This window comes from Streptomyces sp. HNM0645 (assembly GCF_030056615.1).
Lineage (GTDB): Bacteria > Actinomycetota > Actinomycetes > Streptomycetales > Streptomycetaceae > Streptomyces > Streptomyces marianii.
Genome location: NZ_JASHLT010000026.1, coordinates 39,389 through 57,849, shown reverse-complemented (window position 1 = coordinate 57,849; position 18,461 = coordinate 39,389). Strand labels below are relative to the sequence as shown.

At 67.3% G+C, this 18,461-nt stretch carries 8 protein-coding genes; 5 read left to right on the top strand and 3 right to left on the bottom strand.

The features are described 5' to 3' along the window. Positions 1-95: 95 nt before the first annotated feature. Both QMZ92_RS19755 and QMZ92_RS19750 read right to left on the bottom strand, forming a co-directional pair. Positions 96-1,421 carry a hypothetical protein gene (locus QMZ92_RS19755; RefSeq protein ID WP_283298694.1) on the bottom strand — a complete coding sequence of 442 codons (1,326 nt, stop codon included), beginning with the start codon at positions 1,419-1,421 and terminating at the stop codon, positions 96-98. A gap of 353 nt (positions 1,422-1,774) precedes the next feature. Next, complete coding sequence (locus tag QMZ92_RS19750) at positions 1,775-3,241, bottom strand: glycosyltransferase family 39 protein (RefSeq protein ID WP_138054741.1); 1,467 nt, start codon at positions 3,239-3,241, stop codon at positions 1,775-1,777. A 465-nt stretch (positions 3,242-3,706) separates the two neighbouring features. Between QMZ92_RS19750 and QMZ92_RS19745 the strand changes: the two genes are divergently transcribed. The 3 genes from QMZ92_RS19745 (at position 3,707) to QMZ92_RS19735 (ending at position 6,978) form a co-directional block, all read left to right on the top strand. Continuing rightward, positions 3,707-4,000 carry a lactococcin 972 family bacteriocin gene (locus tag QMZ92_RS19745; protein ID WP_138054742.1) on the top strand — a complete coding sequence of 98 codons (294 nt, stop codon included), beginning with the start codon at positions 3,707-3,709 and terminating at the stop codon, positions 3,998-4,000. Between the two features lie 145 nt (positions 4,001-4,145). Beyond that, entirely contained in the window at positions 4,146-6,281 is a 2,136-nt protein-coding gene (locus tag QMZ92_RS19740; RefSeq protein ID WP_283298693.1) for a bacteriocin-associated integral membrane family protein, read from the top strand. Between the two features lie 46 nt (positions 6,282-6,327). Then, complete coding sequence (locus tag QMZ92_RS19735) at positions 6,328-6,978, top strand: ABC transporter ATP-binding protein (RefSeq protein ID WP_283298692.1); 651 nt, start codon at positions 6,328-6,330, stop codon at positions 6,976-6,978. A gap of 328 nt (positions 6,979-7,306) precedes the next feature. On the opposite strand, the gene QMZ92_RS19730 is transcribed toward QMZ92_RS19735, so the two are convergent. Further along, entirely contained in the window at positions 7,307-7,612 is a 306-nt protein-coding gene (locus QMZ92_RS19730) for a hypothetical protein (protein WP_283298691.1), read from the bottom strand. 615 nt (positions 7,613-8,227) lie between these two features. On the opposite strand from QMZ92_RS19730, the gene QMZ92_RS19725 reads away from it, so the two are divergent. Beyond that, complete coding sequence (locus QMZ92_RS19725; protein ID WP_283298733.1) at positions 8,228-11,779, top strand: LamG-like jellyroll fold domain-containing protein; 3,552 nt, start codon at positions 8,228-8,230, stop codon at positions 11,777-11,779. Positions 11,780-11,992: 213 nt separating this feature from the next. Further along, positions 11,993-18,445, top strand: coding sequence for an RHS repeat-associated core domain-containing protein (locus QMZ92_RS19720; RefSeq protein WP_283298732.1), 6,453 nt, complete (start codon positions 11,993-11,995; stop codon positions 18,443-18,445). Positions 18,446-18,461: the final 16 nt, after the last annotated feature.

The following is an 18,461-nucleotide window of genomic DNA, read 5'->3' as shown; positions in this document are numbered from 1 at the left end:
GCGGGGAACGATCTTCGGGTAACTGGGAAGCGATCTTCAACCGCTTCTGTCCCGCCTGGTCAGAGACACTCGTGAACACCCCACAACAGCGCCGTTCACGAGTTAGCTCGTAGGCGGTTCACGAGATCCCGTCCGATCACTTCGATCGGGCGGGATTTCGTCGTTTCTGGGCTTGTCGGGAGGGCCGATGGCGGGGCGGCGTGGCGAGCGTGTTGAGCGTGCTTGCCTGGCTCCGGGCATGGGGAAGCACGCCGATCGTGGTGATCCGCGTGCTTCGGCGCTGTGGGGTTGTTCCACGCGGGCTCGGTCAGCGGGTGGACGGTGGCGGGCGCCCCGACGGCAAGGCGTGCATGACAACGGGATCGGCGGGTGGTGGGAGGGGGCCGCTGGCGTCGAAGTCGGCGGGGGTGAGTTCGTCGGGGCCGTCGCGTTCTGTGAGCTGGGTTTCCAGGACGGTCAGGTTGGCGATCGTGAGCATGACGGCGAGGAGAAGCGCCTGGGTGACTTGCCCGGGGGCGGGCCGGTGTTTGGGGTTGCCGATGTCGAGTTTCCCGCTCTTGAAGCGCCCGTTTGGCGCCTTCGTTGTGGCTGCGGATGGGCCGGTAGACGTTGATCCACGTTGTGTGCAGGTAGTGGACGTCCTGGCGGTACTTGGCCAGGCGCCAGTCGGCCGCTTCGGCATCGGCGGGCACGGTGATGGAGCCAGCGCAGCACACCTCGGGCAGCGTCTTCTTCGGTGGCGGGGCGAAGTGTTCGGCGTCGGGGATCTGGATGGTGGGGCGGGCCGCCGTGTGGGCGGTCCGGTCACGGGGTGCGGTGAGGTCGACGATCCGGGTGGGCATCGTGGCGGGGGTGCGGGGCCTCAGCCGGTCGCGGCGGGCGCAGTTGACCGAGGGGGACGGGCCGGAGGCCGGGCACTGGAGGCGGATCGCGCCGCGGGCGTCGGGTCCCTGTTTGAGCTTGAAATGGTACGGCTCGCGGGCCTCGATCTTCTCGGCGAGTTCGTCGCCAGGGGCGCGGATGGTGTCGTCGGCGGCGCCGGAAGTGGCCTGGATCAGAGGGGCGGGGGTGAGCGGGCACATCAGCGAGCCGTCGACGAGCGGGGCTCCCTGCCAGCTGCCCTGCCGTCCGCGCTCGATGACCTTGTAGTCCAGAGCGAGGCGGTAGCCGAGCCGTCGGACGGGGGTCTGGAAGGTGGCGGGGGTGCAGTTGGTGTAGGCGCGGTCGGCGGCCAGGATGCCGGGGGGCAGGCCGAGTCCGGTCAGTTGGGTGAGAATGTTGACCGCGTTGGGGCCGGTGCGGACGGTGGGGGTGTCGAGCTCGAAGCCCAGGCACAGCTGCGGGTACGCCTTGGGTGGGTCGTCGTCGGTGTCGCGGTGGTGGGCGGCTATCCAGCCGGTCAGGGGAAGCAGACGGTCCACCAAGTCGCAGCCGAGCGCGAGGAGGGTCAGGACGCCCCAGCGGCTGGTGACGTGGTCCAGGAGGGTCCGCGACGGGCAAGCGAACGGAACGAATCTACGGCTGGTCGGCCGAACCAGCCCATTGGGCTGAAGGCCCTCCCCGAACGCCCGGAAGTCTGCCGCGAGCGGCAGGTATGCGAACCGGCCCCGGTTGCGCGGCGCTGGTGATCGTGATGTGTGGCTGTGACGCGGACTGGTCAGAGACTGGCCAGCGGATGTCGCCTGATGCCGGGCGGCGCGGGGACATACGGTCGGTCAGGGCCCGGAGGAGCCACGCCCGCGCCACCGAATCGCGCCGGCCCCGAGGCCGGAGGTCACGACGGTCGGTCAGACGTACGCCTCTCGTACACGGTCACTCTCCGGCCGCGGACCTGCTCATCGGCCACTGGCCGGAAGTACTCCCGAAACGTGGAGATCTTGGTCCGGTCCCGCGCCGAACTCGCCGGCTTCGACACGTCTCCCGCGTCGGTGACGAGAACGATGCGCTGCCGAGCAAGCATCTCAGTCCGTATACGCGCGGCATCCCACTCCACTCCCTTCAGCGTTCCCGAACGTTCCGGCGTTTCCTCCAGGGCGATGTCCTGCAGGCCAGTGAACGCGTGCGGGGAGACCAGCCTGGTGTCCCGCCGAGCTGCCGGGACGAACAGCACGGCGTCCCCGGACTTCTTCAACCGCTCCACCTGCGCCGCAGCTGCTAGGACGTCGTCCACGCGGCTCTGCGGCGAGCGCTTCGCGAGCGCCTGCGGAAGCAGGACGACCGAAGCGACGGCGACCGCGACGGGAAGGACCCAGCGCGCGGCGCTCCACGACCGCCGCTGCACCGCCCCCACTAGCGTGCCAAGAAGGACACCGATCATCAGAGCCAAGCCCAGCAGGCTGAACAGCACATACCGATCCACGAAAAGCGGCTTGAACAGCGAGAGCCCGACGAGACCGAGCTGCGGGACCGCGAGCAGGGGCAGCCCGACGGCCGCTGCCGAGAGCCGTCCCGCCCGGGGCCGGTCCAGCAGGGTCCCGGCGCCGGCGATCGCAAGCAGGACCGCCGGTCCGATCAGCATGTGCCAGGTCAGCGGAGGGATCCAGGACACCTGCCCGGACTGGGTACGGCTGAAGAGGATCAGTGGAGTGACGCCTGCCGTTGCCGCCACGGATGCCGCGGTCCAACAAGCCCACGTCCCGCGCGTCGCTCGTGCCCACGCCAGGGTCGTCAGGTGCGCGGGCAGTATCAGCAACGAGAGCCAGTTCAGCAGGCCGCACACGAAGACCGTGCAGCCGTAGGCGGTCCAGTACCCCCACCGGTTCCGTCGCCCCTGCAGTATCGCCACGAGTAGCAGCGTTGAGAGCCCGGCGCCCGCCGCCACCAGGGCGTACGGACGGCCCTCCTGAAGGTAGAACTGCACGGAGGGAAGCAGCCCGAACGCCATGCCTCCGCCCAAGCCCACCGGATTCCCGGAAAGCCGCCGACCGAGTTCCGCCACACATGCCGCTCCCGCCGCGACCGCCAGCACGGAGGGCAGCCGTAACACGGTGGTCGAAGGGCCGAAGCACTCGAACAGTGCGTGCATGAACAGGTAGTAGAGGGCATGGACGACGTCGACGTGCTCCAGCATGCGCGTGATGTCGCTGGTGGACCGGAGGGCGACCTGCCAGGTTGCGGCCTCGTCCCGCCAGACACTGTCCTCCCGCGACAGCCCCCACAGGCCGAGCGCGACGGTCCACAGGAAAGGAATAAGCCAAACGGAAACACTGCGCTGAGAGCGGAGATCGGTGAATCTCGTCAAAGTCGGTCGCCCCCTGGCCAGCCAAATCCACGCAGTCGTTCGCAAGGTGTGGTGCTCGGCGTGAATCCGAGTGACGGGCAGGCCGGCAGCGCGGTCGTGATCTTACCGGCAAGGATCTCCATGCGCCGAACGAGGGGTCTCGCAGAACGGTCCGGCGGCGTCAACTTCCGTGCCTGAAGGGGCAGTGAGGTGGAGGGACGGAGGTGCGTGCGGGGCCGGGACTCCGCGCGGGGCAACGATTTTACGCCAAAAGGGATTCGAGCTGGCGCAAAATCGAGAATACGACACAAGTGGATCCGAGAATTCCGGCGCCGATTTCGCTAAGTCGGACGAGGGTGGCCGAAATTGCGGCATGGCCGAAACGTGACGGTGATTCAGGTCACTTAAATCCCGGTTGACGAGTTGCTAAGCCATTGGCAAAGATCTCTTCTCGGTAAATTGATCATCACGTAAGGGGAAGCGTTCATGAAGAAGAGAAGTGCTCTGAAGGCCACGCTCGCCTCCGCGGCGCTGATTCTCGGAGCAGCCGCTCCGGCGATGGCCATCACGGTGGACGTCGGCGGCGGTCGGTGGTCCTACGACCAGGGGGCGAACAGTGCCTGGTCAAACTACTACCACTCGAAGAACAAGCACGCATCCTCCGTGAAGATCGGTGCCAACATTTTCCGGAGTGGCTGCACTTCGGCCGGTAGCTGGTCGCTGGCGTCCGGTGGAAAGAACGGCGGCACGGTTAGCTGGTACTACGACCCGAGCTGCTGATTCCACGCTCGGATCGTGAAAGTGTGCACCCGGTAGATCTCGCTGAGTGAGCCGAGGCTCCGGTCCGACGCGGCTGCGGATATGCGGTTCTGTTCTGCCGTCTTCCGCAGTCGCGTCACGCTGCCCCTTGTTTCACCTGACATGCATGGCTCCCTGGAACTCTGAAATAAGATGTGCAATGCTGCAGCGAGGTATTAGGTTTGTTCACGTCGTCACACTGGCTTTCTCCGCCCTCCTCGCCTTCCTCTTCGTACGAGGCATCGACGAGAGCCGAGTTCTGGGAAGCGTCGCCCTGGTCGACGTGGTCGACTCCGATGGCACGGCGAGTTCCGCGCGCGTCGTAGACGTCGTCAAGTCGGTCGCGGCCGAGAGCCGAGTCGGTGTGGCCCGCGAGGTGCCGGATCTGAAGAACCCCGAGGGGCTCCGGCATCTGTACCTCGCCACAGGAGACCGTGGATCGGCGACGGGGGCGTGGCTGGACGAGGGTTACCCGTCCTTCAGCCGGAACGTCGAGACCCGTGTCCATCCCATATCCGAAATCGAACACCTCGATCCGCGCGGCGCTTATCACGTCTTCGGGCCGCCGGAAGCCGTCGACGCCCTGATCGGCGAGTTCGCCGAGCTCGGGCTCCGTGTGAACGTGGCGTACCCGCTGTCCTACGCGACGCTGGCGACCGACTACTCCGGCGATCCCCTGCCCTGGTCCCTGGGTGTCATGGCCCTCGCCGCCGTGACCCTGACCGGGGCGAGTGTGCTGCTGCGAGCGAAGACCTACGCCGTCCTTCGCCTGCAGGGCATGTCCTACACGGATGTCCTGATGCGCGATCTGAGGCAGACGGCGGGCTTCTGGCTCGTCTCCTTCGGTGGCGTCGTGGTGGTGACCCTCAGTGCCCTCGGTCTCTACAACGGCTGGGCCAGACTCGGTCTGTTCGCCTCGGTCGCCCTGGGGATCGCCGCCCTGCTGACCCTCCTCGTGATCGGCTCCCACGCCGCGGTTCTCGCACTCGTCTTCCGAGTCGGAATCCTGTCGTCCCTGAAGGGCGAACTGCCCTCGCGAGCGGCGACCATCAGCCTCTACGTGGTTCGCGTACCGGCGCTCCTCCTCGCGTTGAGCATCGCGTTGAGCGTCGCCGTGGCCGGCCAGGACGTCCTGAAACGACAAGAGAACCGCGACGTCTATCGAAGCGTGGGGGATGCCGTCTCGATTCGTCTCAGCGGCGCGTTCGCCACCCGACCCGACGAACTGGACCGAAAGGTCGGGCCGTGGCTTCGGGCGGCGGATGCGCGAGGCGAGATCGTCGTAGCCGGCCGAGGGGATCTCCAGATGACAGCACCGGATGCGAACCTGCCGGCGGGCGAGATCCTCATTGTCAACGAGACCTACGCCCGGGAGCAGCCGGTTCTCGACCAGGAGGGCCGCCGTTACGTCCCCGAAGCAGGTGACACCAAGAACTCGCAGCGCCGCCCCGTGCGCGTGATCATTCCCGCGCCTTACACCTCGCACACGGAAGCGATCGTCCAAGCGGTCTCCAGGAAGCTCGACCCGGGGCTCAGCCGGAGCATCCCCGTCAAGCCGCTCGGCGCGAAGAACGGGCAGCAACTCTTCGGTTACAACACCGGTGCCCTGGTCTACAGCTCGGCACACCCTGCGAACGAGGACAGGTCGCTGATGCGCGATCCGATCGTCGTCGTAGTCCCGAACGGGTCGGACTTCCTCACCGATGACGCCTACACCACCTTCGCAACTCAGGAAGGTGTCGTCTTCCTCGACCCCGACGATGTCCTGAACGCCATCGCATCGGAAGGGCTGCGGGACTATGTGTCGTCCGTGTCCCCGGTCGGGCAGCGGATCGCGACGGAGCTGAGCGACGCGGTCGGCGACTTCCGGCTGCAGATGTTCAACCTGGCCCTCGCGGTGGCGGTCCTCCTGGTCGCGGGAGTCGGAATCTGCATCATCTACACGAGGAAGAACGCCCAGCTCATCTTCGTGCGTCACATCAGTGGCTGGACATTTGCCGCATCCCATCGCTTCATTCTGGCGGTGGAGGCGGCCATCGCGATCGTCTTCGCGGTACGGATTCCCATCGAGGTATGGCAGCAGAACCGGGAGATCGCCGAGTTCACAGCGGCAGGCCTGCCGGCCCCCTTCCCTCCGTTGCGCGTCGAACTCGCAGAGCTGGCTCTCATCGCCGGCCTTGCCGTGGTCGAACTCGCCGTGATCCTCCTCGCCCTGTCGGCGTTCCACCGCCGGATCGTGAAGGAAGGCGCATCCGAGGCGTGACCCCCTCGAGAATCGAAGCAACCCCCCATCCAGCCGGAGTGCAATTGTGATTGACGTCGAGGGACTGTCGAAGAGTTTCGGCGAGCGAACGCTGTGGCGCGATATCAGCCTGACGGTAGGTCGTGGCGAAATGCTCGCCCTCACCGGTCCGAGCGGCTCCGGCAAGTCGACTCTCCTGAACTGCCTGGGGCTGCTCGACAGACCGAGTGCCGGGGCCATTCGCCACGAGGGGAAGGACATCACACGTTTCGGCAGGCGCGAGGTTCGCCTGTTCCGCAGAGATGTTCTCGGGTACCTCTTCCAGGGGTACGCCCTCATCGAGAACGCCACTGTCGAGGAGAACCTGGAAGTGGCCGTGAAGCCGCGTCGTGCGCTCCGGGACAAGGCCGGCGCGTCCCTCGCGGAAGCACTGCAGCGCGTCGGGCTGGCTGGGCGGCACCAGGAGACGGTCCACCGCCTCAGCGGTGGGGAGCAGCAGCGTGTGGCCCTCGCCCGTCTCATCGTCCAGCAGCCGACGCTCGTCCTCGCGGACGAGCCGACCGCCGCTCTGGACCGTGACAACACCGCCATGGTTCTGGACTCGCTACGGGAAATGAGCCGAGCCGGGTGTGCAGTAGTGATCGCCACACATGACGACATCGTCCGTGATGCCTGTGACAACGTGTTCGCCCTGGGAACGCCGCTCGTGGCCCAGTGAGCCTGACAGCGGGGGAGGCGTCAGTCGCCAGCGAGGTGGGGAACGATCTCTGCCGGCTTGGGAAGCGATCTTCGTACGCATTTGGAATGCCTGGTCAGGGGCACTCGTGAACGGCCCACAGCAGGGCTGTTCTTGAGTTCGCTCAGGTTCGGTTGACGAGATCCCGCCGATCTTCTTGATCGGTCGGGATCTTTGTCGTTTCCGGGGCCTGTTCGAGGCTGTTCTGGGTCGTGGATGGCGGCGGACGCGGAGCGTGGCCGTGATGCTGTCCCGCTTTTCAGTGGTGCGCGCACCACTGGCAGCCCCGGGGTGCCGGGGCTGGCCGCGGTCATGTTCGGTTCTTGCGGTTCAGCGATCTGTGGTGGGTGGCGGTGATCATCCGGTCTTCGCGGGGTGTTCCGTCTGCCGTGGTGCTGGTCGCTGGCGCTCGGTGCCTGGCGAGGATCTCGTCGAGGGCGGCAGAGAGCTGATCGTGAGCCGTCCGCGCTTTCAACAACTCGTCTTGGAGAGAAGCGAGTTCGGCTCCCAGTTCACGCTGACAGCGTTGGAGGCGGTCAGCCTTGCGAGCGTAGAAGTCAACGGCCGTGCGCACCCCGGAGGCCGCTGCAGTCTCGACCGTGCCAGCGAAGTCCATCCGCCCTCCCCAACCCGACAACGCCACAGGCACGACGTCAGACATCGTAGGCAACGCCAGACGTCCCAGACCCCCCAAACGTCAAGCTGTGTCTGGCAGTTGAAAGAAGCGAACTGCGACTGGTGCCCTGCGGCCCACCTGACGGCGCGGCGGGGGCCGGGCTCACGACGGCCCTGTCGGTACCCCTGCCGACCACCAGTGGGGCATCGCCTTGTGGAGCGCGGATCGAGGCGATCACGCGGCTCCAAGGGCGGGAGGTCCTGGCCTGGGTGCGCCGTCGGCTCGAAGCGCATGTTCGGCGATCTGTGAGGGAGCGGCTTGATGTGACACGCGACACCATTGACCGGCGCACTCTCCTTACACATGATCTTCACAGTTGTTTGTAGGGGGAAACTTAAGAACGGGGTGGGCGTGTTCACGCGACAACGGCGGCACGGCTGGCGTCAGGTGGTGCGGAGCGGGGTGACAGTCGTCGCGCTCCTGGGGGGTCTGATTCCGGCGGCCGGCGCCGTGGCGGCGACGCAGGCGCTTACCGCCGACGGGCCGACCGCGCCAGCGGCCGACAGCACTCCCGAGTCGGAGGCCAGCGCTCTCGCGGCGAAGACCGGTCAGCGTGTGGCCGTGGACGCCGTAACCACCGAGTCGTCCCAAGTCTTCGCCAACCCGGACGGCACCTTCACCCAGGAGATGAATGCCGCCCCGGCCCGTGCCCTCAAGGACGGCGGCACCTGGGCGCCCATCGACACCGCCCTCGCGCGTGAGGCCGACGGTTCCATACGGGCGAAGAACACAACCGCCGACGTCACCTTCTCGGGTGGAGGCAGCGGCGACGGGCTCGTCACGCTGGAGGATGGAGGGCACGAGCTGCGGCTCGGCTGGCCGACCACGCTCCCCGAGCCCCGGTTCGACGGCGCCACCGCCACGTACCCCGAAGTCCTGCCCGATGTCGACCTGCGGCTGACCGCGCTGAGCTCCGGATACACCTCGGTGCTCGTGGTCAAGACCGCTCAGGCGGCGAAGAACCCGGCGCTTGAGACGATCAGAATGACGGTCTCCGGCGACCTTGACATCGCCGCGACGGCCGACGGCGGCTTCGTCGCCCGTGAAGGCGACGGCACCCCCGTCTTCGAGAGCCCGGCGGGCCGCATGTGGGACTCCGCCGGTGACACCCCGGAGCCGGCGGGCGCCGCCACCCAGCACGCCCGCACCGCCCCGGTGACGGCGAGTACCACGGCTGCGAGCGGAGTAACGCCCGTCCCGTCGGCGACGACCACGACCCCGCTGCCCGCCGCCCAGGGCGAACCAGCCCCCGCGGAGGGTCCCGGCAGCGGTGACGCGGAAGCCGAGCTCCCGCTCAAGGTCACCGGCACCGCGCTGGAGATCACGCCCGACCCGGACCTGCTGCACGGCGAGGACACCGTCTTCCCGTTGTACATCGACCCACCCACCAAGGGCGTCACGCTGGGCGACTGGACCGCCCTCTCCTCCGACGGCGACAAGTTCTGGGAGTTCAGCGGGGACAAGGGCGTGGGGCGCTGCTCCAACTACGCCGGTTACCTCTGCTCCAGCAGCCCCTACACCCAGCGCATGTACTTCGAGTACCCACTGTCCTCGATCCACGGTAAGAAGATCCTCGACGCCACGTTCGAGGTGTACATGGTGTGGTCGTTCACCTGCGATCCGCAGTGGTACGACCTCAGTCACGTCACCAAGGGCATTTCATCCAGCACCACCTGGTCGACCCGGCCCACCGCGGACGACCTGATGGGAGACCGGCATGTGTCCTACGGCCGCGGCGGTCTGTGCAGCCCGTCGCAGCCGGCCAACTGGGTGCGCTTCAGCGACAACGTCGGTGAGGAGACCAACGAGAACCTCACGCCGACCCTCGCTTCCCACGCCGCGAACAAGGCCGCGCAGATCACCTTCTCCCTGACCGCGCACGACGAGTCCAACGCTGCCTCCTGGGCGCGGTTCCGCAATGACGCGAAGCTGTCGGTGACGTACGTCTCCTACCCGGACAAGCCGACTTCGTACGGCGTCCAGCAGGGCACCACCGGCCGGGCCTGCAACGCCTCCACCCTGCCCTTCGCCACCAGCGACACCACGCCGAAGATGCTGGGTACGGTTCAGTCGGTCGACGGCAGCCAGGCCCAGCTGCGCGCCATGTTCGAGGTGTGGAAGGCCGACGGCTCCAGCCGTGTCTGGTACGCGGCTTCGCCAGGCAGCGCGTGGGTCGCCGACAACGCCGTCCGCGACGCGTCCGCCAGCACGCTGGCGGCACAGACGGACTACCGGATGCGGGTCAAGACGCAGGCGTACTACAAGACGGACCGGGGTGCCACCGGTGTCCTGGACTCGGCCTGGTCGTCCTGGTGCTACTTCCGGGTCGACACCGATTCGCCGCCGCCACCGTTGGTGACCAGCGCGGACGGCGTCTACCAGCCGGCTGAGACCGATCCGGCCGCGGGCGGGGTGGGCACGCCGGGCCAGTTCACCTTCACCCCTGCGGACACCAACCCCACCACGGCCGGCATCCAGTCGGACGTCGTCAGCTACAAGTGGAGGCTGAACAGCGGCGCGGTCTCCCCTCCGATCCCCGTCGCCCAGGGCGCGGCCACGACCCGGACGATCACCCCGGACCAGGCGGGTGAGAACACGATCCAGGTTTGGGGCTACGACGCGGCCGGACACAGCTCGCTCACCGGCTATTACAGCTTCCTGGTGAAGGGCGCCGAGCATCCCTCGGGGATCTGGCACCTGGACAACAACCTCACGGACGCCACCACCGCCACCCAGCACCCGCTGACCTCCTCCGGGGCGACCTGGGACACCCTGGCCCGCAGCGGCTCCGGCGCAGCGAAGTTCAACGGTACGACCGCCTACCTGTCCACCTCCGGCGCGGTCCTGGACACCACCAGGTCCTTCACCGTCTCGTCCTGGGCACGTCTGGTGAAGAAGGACGTCAACTACACCGTCCTGTCGCAGGCGGGGACCAACGCCTCCGGTTTTCAGCTGTACTACTCAACCGCCTACAACGCCTGGGTCTTCAACCGCCACCAAACGGATGTCTCAGGCCCCGCGATCACCCGCTCGATCGGCACCAAGCCGCCGGTCCTGAACGTTTGGACCCACCTGGCGGGCGTCTACGACGCGGCAGCGCAGACCCTCCAGCTCTACGTCAACGGCGTCCCCCAGGGCGACCCGGTTCCCTTCACGGCCACCCCGTGGAAGGCGTCCGGAGGCGTGCAGGTCGGGCGACTGTGGGCGTCGGCGACCGGCAAGGAGAACTTCGCCGGAACCATCGACGAGGTGAAGGTCTGGTCCCGCGCGCTCGCGGACACCGAAGTCGCCCACGACGCCTGGCTGGAGGACGAGGACATCAGCGATGGCACCGCCGGCGACCCCGTCCCGGCGCTCGTCGCCAAGTGGGACGCCACGGACATGGCCAACGCGACCGGCACCACGGTGAAGGACACCAGCGGCTTCGCCCGGAACCTCACCCTTAACGGGGCCGCACTCACCCAGGCCACCACTGGGGATCCGGAGATCGGCGAAGAGGTCACGACCACGCAGTCGATGACCCTGAACGGCACCAGTGCGTATGCCACCGCCGCCGGTCCGGTCGTCGACGACTCCGGTTCGTTCACCGCGACCGCCTGGGTGACGCTGGACCCTGCCGAGCTGGCCGACACCAGCAAGTCGTACGCGGTGCAGGTGTTCGGCCAGTCGGGGACGAGCCAGTCCTCTTGGGGTGTCTGGTACGAGCAGCCGACCGGCAGCACCCAGGGACGGTGGACGTTCGGCCGTCCTGACAAGGACGGTACCGGAGCGGTCTGGACCGAGAGCGAATCCACCGCGTTCACCACGGGCCAGTTGGGTGTCCCGGTCATGCTGACGGTCGTTTACGACGCCCAGGCGGCAGCTGACCCCGACGACACCTCCAAGCTCGGCGCGCTCAAGCTCTACGTCGACAGCGCCCTGATGGGCGACGAGGACGGGGTGCCGTACTCGGCACCGTGGCAGGGCAGCGGAGCGTTCGAGATCGGCCGGGCGAAGATCAACGGCGCTGCCTCGCGCTACTTCCCCGGGACGATCGACAGCGTCCGCGTTTGGGCCGGAGCCACCTCCACCGACACGATCGCCAACCGGCGTAACACCGAGCAGTAATTAGGAGCGGGGCGGGACAGGGCGGGCCTCACGGCCCGCCCTGTCCCGCCTGCCCCGTTCTGCTCGAAACACTCTGAGCGTCTTCGCGGACGCGCCGTCGAGATCTGGCGTTCTCGGGCTTTGATGCTGCCCGAAAGCCTCCTGCCCCTATCCGAGAACCGGGAAGTCACCGTGTCTTCATCACCCTTCCGCACACGCTTGCCAGAGGCGGTCATACGCCGCTGGCTCGGCCGTGGCGCGCTCGTCCTCTCCCTCTCCGTCCTTCCGCAAGTCGTGATTCCCTCGGGCTACGACTTCGCCGCCCAGGCCCAGTCCCCGGCAGCCCGCAAGTCGCTGGAGGACCGGCCCGACGCGAAGATCGACAAGGTCGGTGTGCTCAAGCCCCGCACGTCCAAGGCCCCGAAGGACAGGGCTGCCCCCGCCTCCCACGAGACCCGTGAGCGGCTCAAGAAGGCCGCGTGGCCAAAGGCTGGGAAGGCCACCGCCGAGGTCGCGGCGACCGGTGAGACAACTCTCACCGTCGGAGGGCTCGGCGTAGAGCTGGCCCAGGAGCCGGCCGCCCCGGCACCCAAGCGGGCGAAGAGCAAGGCGTCGGCGAAGGCCACCGGTCCGGTCGAGGAAGTGGCGCTTCGTGTCCACTCCCAGTCGGCCGCGAAGAAGGCAGGTGTCAACGGCGTCCTGCTCACTGTCGACCCGGCGGGAGTCACGTCAAAGGACTCGGCCGGTGACACCGACAAGCTCCGGGTCTCCCTGGACTACTCTTCCTTCAACGACGTGTACGGCGGCAACTTCGGCCCCCGTCTGAGCCTGGTGACGCTCCCGGCGTGTGCGCTGACCACCCCGAAGAAGGAGTCCTGCCGCACCCAGAGCCCAGTGGCGGGCGCGGACAACGATGCAAAGTCCCAGACCCTGACGGGCACTTTCTCCGCCCGCACCCGCGCGGCCGGCGCCCCGATGCTGTTGGCGGCGGCGGCTGACAGTTCGGGCGGCGGAGGCGACTACAGCGCCACCCCGCTGTCCCCGACCGCCACCTGGGAGGCCGGCGGCAGCACGGGTGACTTCACCTGGAACTACCCGCTACGGGTTCCCCCGGCGACGGCCGGACCAAACCCGAACCTGTCCATCTCCTACAACTCCGCCTCGGTGGACGGACGCACGGCCGGGGAGAACAACCAGACCTCGGTGGTCGGCGAGGGCTTCTCGATCACTGAGTCCTACATCGAGCGCAAGTACGGCTCCTGCAAGGAAGACGGCCAGTCCGGCAAGAGCGACCTGTGCTGGAAGTACGCCAACGCCACCCTGGTCCTCAACGGAAAGGCCGTTGAGCTGGTCAACACCTGTGCTGACACAGCGGCCTGCGACACCGCAGCCCTGTCCGAGGTGTCGGGCGGCTCGTGGAAGGTGAAGAACGAGGACGGCAGCCGCGTCGAGCACCTGACCGGAGCCACCGGCAACGGCGACAACAACACCGAGTACTGGAAGGTCACCGACTCCTCCGGCACCCAGTACTTCTTCGGCAAGCACCGGATGCCCGGCTGGAGCGACAACGGCACCGCCGCCGACGACCCGGTCACCAACTCCGTGTGGAGCGTCCCGGTCTTCGGCGACGACTCCGGCGAGCCCTGCTACAAGTCCACCGGCTTCGCCGACTCCTTCTGTACCCAAGGCTGGCGCTGGAACCTGGACTACGTCGTGGACACCCACGGCAACGCCTCCACCTACTGGTACAGCCGGGAGACGAACTACTACTCCAGGAACGCCGACACCACGGTCAACGGCACCGGCTACACCCGCGGCGGCTACCTCACCCGCATCGACTACGGCCTGCGCAGCGACCTGATCTATGCCAAGCCCGCCGCCCAGCAGGTCCGCTTCACCTACGCCGAGCGCTGTGTCACCTCGGGAGGCTGCTCCAGCCTGACCAAGGACACCAAGGCCAACTGGCCCGACGTGCCTTTCGACATGATCTGCGCGTCCGGCACCAAGTGCACCACCCAGATCGGCCCAGCCTTCTTCACCCGCAAGCGTCTCACCGACGTCACCACCTCGGTGTGGACCGGTACCGGCACCACCCACCGAGACGTGGACACCTGGCACCTGGAGCAGAACTTCCCCGACACCGGTGACGCCTCCTCGCCGAGCCTGTGGCTGAAGTCCATCCAGAACACCGGCAAGGCCAACACCACCGCGGCCGCCCTGCCGCCGGTCGTCTTTGGCGGTGTCCAGCTGCCCAACCACGTCGAAGGCAGTGGCCCGGACACCCTGCGCTACATCAAGTGGCGTGTGCGCACCATCAAGTCCGAGACCGGCTCGACCCTCACGGCCAACTACTCCGACCCCGACTGCATCTGGGGCACCAGCATGCCGGCGGACATCGACAAGAACACCCGCCGCTGCTTCCCGGTCAAATGGTCCCAGTCCGGAGCGAGTCCGGTCACCGACTGGTTCCACAAGTACGTGGTCACCTCCGTCTTCCAGGACGACCCCTACGGCCACGGCGACACCGGCGAGACATACTACGACTACCAGGGCGGCGCCGGCTGGGCCTACGCCGACGACGAAGGCCTGACCAAGCCGTCCAACCGCACCTGGTCACAGTGGCGCGGCTACGGCAAGGTCATGGAGACCTCCGGCGACTCCGAAGGCCCGCGCTCCAAGAAGTCCACCCTCTACATGCGCGGCCTCAACGGCGAGAAGGAACTCGACGGCACCCCCCGGGTGGAGAAGGTCACCGACTCCACCGGCACCGAAATCACTGACGCCCGCCAGTACGCCGGCTTCGTCCGCGAAACCATCGTCTACAACGGCACCGAAGAAGTCAGCGGCACCGTCAACACCCCCTGGTCCCACAAGACCGGCAGCCACACCTACAACTGGGGCAGCACCGACGCCTGGATTGTCCAGGCCGGTGAGACCACCACCCGCACCAAGACCTCCACCGGCACCCGCGCGGTCAAGCAGAAGACCACGTACGACACCGCATACGGCATGCCGGTGACCGTCGAGGACAGCGGAGACGCCGCCAAGACCGGCGACGAGATCTGCACACGGACGAGCTACGCCCGCAACACGACGGACTGGCTGGTGAACAAGGTCAGCCGCGTCCAGGTGTACTCCGCCTCCTGTTCCGCGACGCCGGTGGTGCCTGACGACGTGGTCTCCGACGCCACCACGGCTTACGACAACCAGGCGACCGGGGTGGCGCCCACCAAGGGCGACATCACCGCCACGTACCGGGTCGCGAGCCACAGCGCTGTGGACAAGACCCCCGTCTTCCAGAAGGTCTCCGGGTCCACGTACGACAAGCTGGGCCGCCCGCTCACTGAGACCAACGCCCTGAACCGCACGGTCAAGACCACCTACGTACCCGACGACACCGGCTACGGCCCGCTGACGTCCAAGACCAGCATCGACCCGAAGACCTACAGCTCCACCACCCAGGTGGACCCGGCCTGGGGTACGGCCACCAAGACCACCGACGCCAACGGCAACGTCACCGAGTGGTCGCTGGACGCGCTTGGCCGGCTTCGCTCGGTCTGGAAGCCGGATCGTTCCCGCGCGCTGGGCGACGCCGCGACGATCGTCTATGCGTACAGCATCAACAATGACAAGGAGACCTGGGTCCGCACCGACGCCCTCAAGGCCGACGGACAGACGTACAACAGCTCGTACGAGATCTTCGACAGCCTCCTGAGGTTCCGTCAGAAGCAGGTCCCCGCGCCCAACGGCGGCCGGGTGATCTCCGAGACGCTGTACGACGACCGCGGCCTGGCGTACGTCAGCAACGAGCAGGTCCACGACAACGTGGCGCCCTCGGGCACGCTGGCCAACACGTTCCCCGGTTCCGTCCCCGCCTCCACCGAGACGGTCTTCGACGCCGCAGGCCGCGCCACCGAGTCGATCTTCCGCGTCTACGACCAGGAGAAGTGGCGTACCAAGACCCAGTACCAGGGCGACCGCACCGCCGTCACCGCCGCCGCCGGCGGCACCGGCACCCTGAGCATCACCGACGCCCGCGGCAGAATCATCGAGCGGCGGGAGTACGCCGGCCCGCTCCCGACCGGCACGGACTACACCCGTACGCTCTTTGAGCACGACCCTTCCGGCCGGCTGACGAAGATGACGGGCCCGGACAACGCCGTGTGGTCGTACGGCTACGACCTGCGCGGCCGCAAGACCACGTCCACCGACCCGGACAAGGGCACCGTCACCACCGCCTACAACGACGCCGACCAGCCGGTGACCACCACAACGACGCTGGAGCAGGTCACCCGCACACTGATCACCGACTACGACGAGCTGGGCCGCAAGATCGGCACCTGGGACGGGGCGAAGGACAACGCCCACCAGCTGACCAAATTCACCTACGACTCCCTCGCCAAGGGGCAGGTGACCGCGGCGATCCGGTACGTCGGCGGCACCACCGGCAAGATCTACTCCCAGGTCGTCACCGGCTACGACGCGCTCGGCCGCCCCAAGGGCGCCAAGACCGTCATCGCCTCCGGCGACCCCCTGGTAGCCGCCGGTGCGCCGCAGACCTTCACCACCTCCACCACCTACAACATCGACGGCACCGTCCAGTCCACCTCGATGCCCGCGGTGGCCGGTCTGCCAGCCGAGACCGTGACCAACAGCTACAACAGCCTCGGCATGCTCACCGGCACCGACGGCATGACCGACTACGTCCAGAACATCGGCTACTCCCCGTACGGCGAAATCGAGGAGACCCGCGTCGGCACCTCCACCGGTGCCAAGCAGCTCCAGATCCTCAACCGATATCAGGACGGCACCCGCCGCCTGTCCAACACACACACGGTCGACCAGACCAACACCGGCTACACCAGCGACGTCGACTACGTCTACGACGCCACCGGCAATGTCACGTCGATCACCGACAAGGCGAACGGCAAGGACACCCAGTGCTTCGCCTACGACGGCTACCGCCGTCTGACCGAGGCCTGGACCCCGTCGTCCAACGACTGCGCCACCGCCCGCTCGGCGACCGCACTCGGCGGGCCGGCCCCGTACTGGACGAGCTGGACCTATAAGCCCGGCGGCCTGCGCGACACCCAGGTCGAGCACAAGGCCACCGGTAGCACCACGACGGCGTACGGCTACCCGGCCGTCAACGCCAGCGGCGGCGGCCAGCCGCACACCCTGACCTCGCTCGCCGTGAATGGCGGCGCCGCCAAGTCGTTGACGTACGACGAGCAGGGCAACACCACCAAGCGGTACGGCACCACTGGTGTCGCACAGAGCCTCACCTGGGACATCGAGGGAGAGCTGGTCCGCCTCACGGAGGGCACGAAGACCACCGACTACCTCTACGACGCAAACGGCGATCTCCTGATCCGCCGCGGCCCCGGCAAGACCGTTCTCTACCTGGCCGGTCAGGAACTCCACTACGACACGGCTACCAACAAGTTCACCGCCCAGCGTTACTACGCGGCCGGTGACGTCACGGCCGTGCGCACGGAGACCAGCCTGTCCTGGATGGTCGACGACCACCACGGCACCGCCTCGATGTCGGTGGACGCCACCACTCAGGCCATCACCCGCCGCTACACCAAGCCGTTCGGCGAGACCCGCGGCGCGACACCCTCGGTGTGGCCCGACGACAAGGGGTTCCTCGGCAAGCCCGTCGACTCCGCAACCGGTCTGATCCACGTGGGCGCCCGTGAGTACGACCCGGCCACAGGGCGGTTCCTCTCGGTTGACCCGGTCCTGGTGCCCGAGGACCACGAGTCCATGAACGGCTACGCCTACGCCAACAACACCCCCGTCACCAAGGCCGACCCCACCGGCCTGCGGCCCATTACGGACTGCGAGCGCGGGTGCAGCGACGGCAAGGGCGGCACGTACCGCGACTACATGACCATGGGCCCGAACGGCACGTGGGTCTATCACTCCACGAAGACCTACACGACCAAGGTCCCTGGCACGTCCAGCACGTACATCAGCGCGACGGTGACCACCCGCGCCGGCCGGACGACCTCGGTCGACGTCGCTGTCTTCAAGAAGCCGAGCTTCAAGAAGGGGCCGAACCCCGAGCCTGAGCGAAAGGGGGGCAAGAAAGGCGAGGCCATGGACCTCTCCGCCCAGGAGCTGGTCATGCTCTGGGCGAAGGGAGGGCCGTCCGAGGTCACGCTTCCCCCGGACGGCGAGTTCGTCCGCCAACTGCGAACGGAGGACCACTTCCGGTCCTTCATCCGCAAGATGCAGGGTCTGATCAAGGACGGCGTCTACACGGCGGAGGGGCGATTCGACAAGTCCCACGGTAAGCGGAGCGACGGTGAGAAGATCTGGGAGGGCCTCACCGACCTCACCGGGTTCCTCACCGAGGGAATCTACGGCGCCAGCCCCGCGAGCATGGCGCTCGGCTCCTACAACCTCGACTACCAACTGCTCGGCGTCGCGTGCGAACCGCCCAGGACCGACTCGGAGTGGGACAACGGAGCCCTGGTCGGACAGGTGGACGTGACGATCTCCAACACCATGTCGGTAGCCTCGGCCACGCGCAGCCTCTCGAATGACGGGTACAAGAACGGAAGCTCCAACCCGGTCATGAAGGCGGGCTCGAACGTCGCCAAGCAGATCTGGCCCGACGGCCAGAAGGACATCACCGTGAAGATCCACTGGATCGAGGAAATCTATGTGCCGTACTAGGAGCAGCCGACCGTTC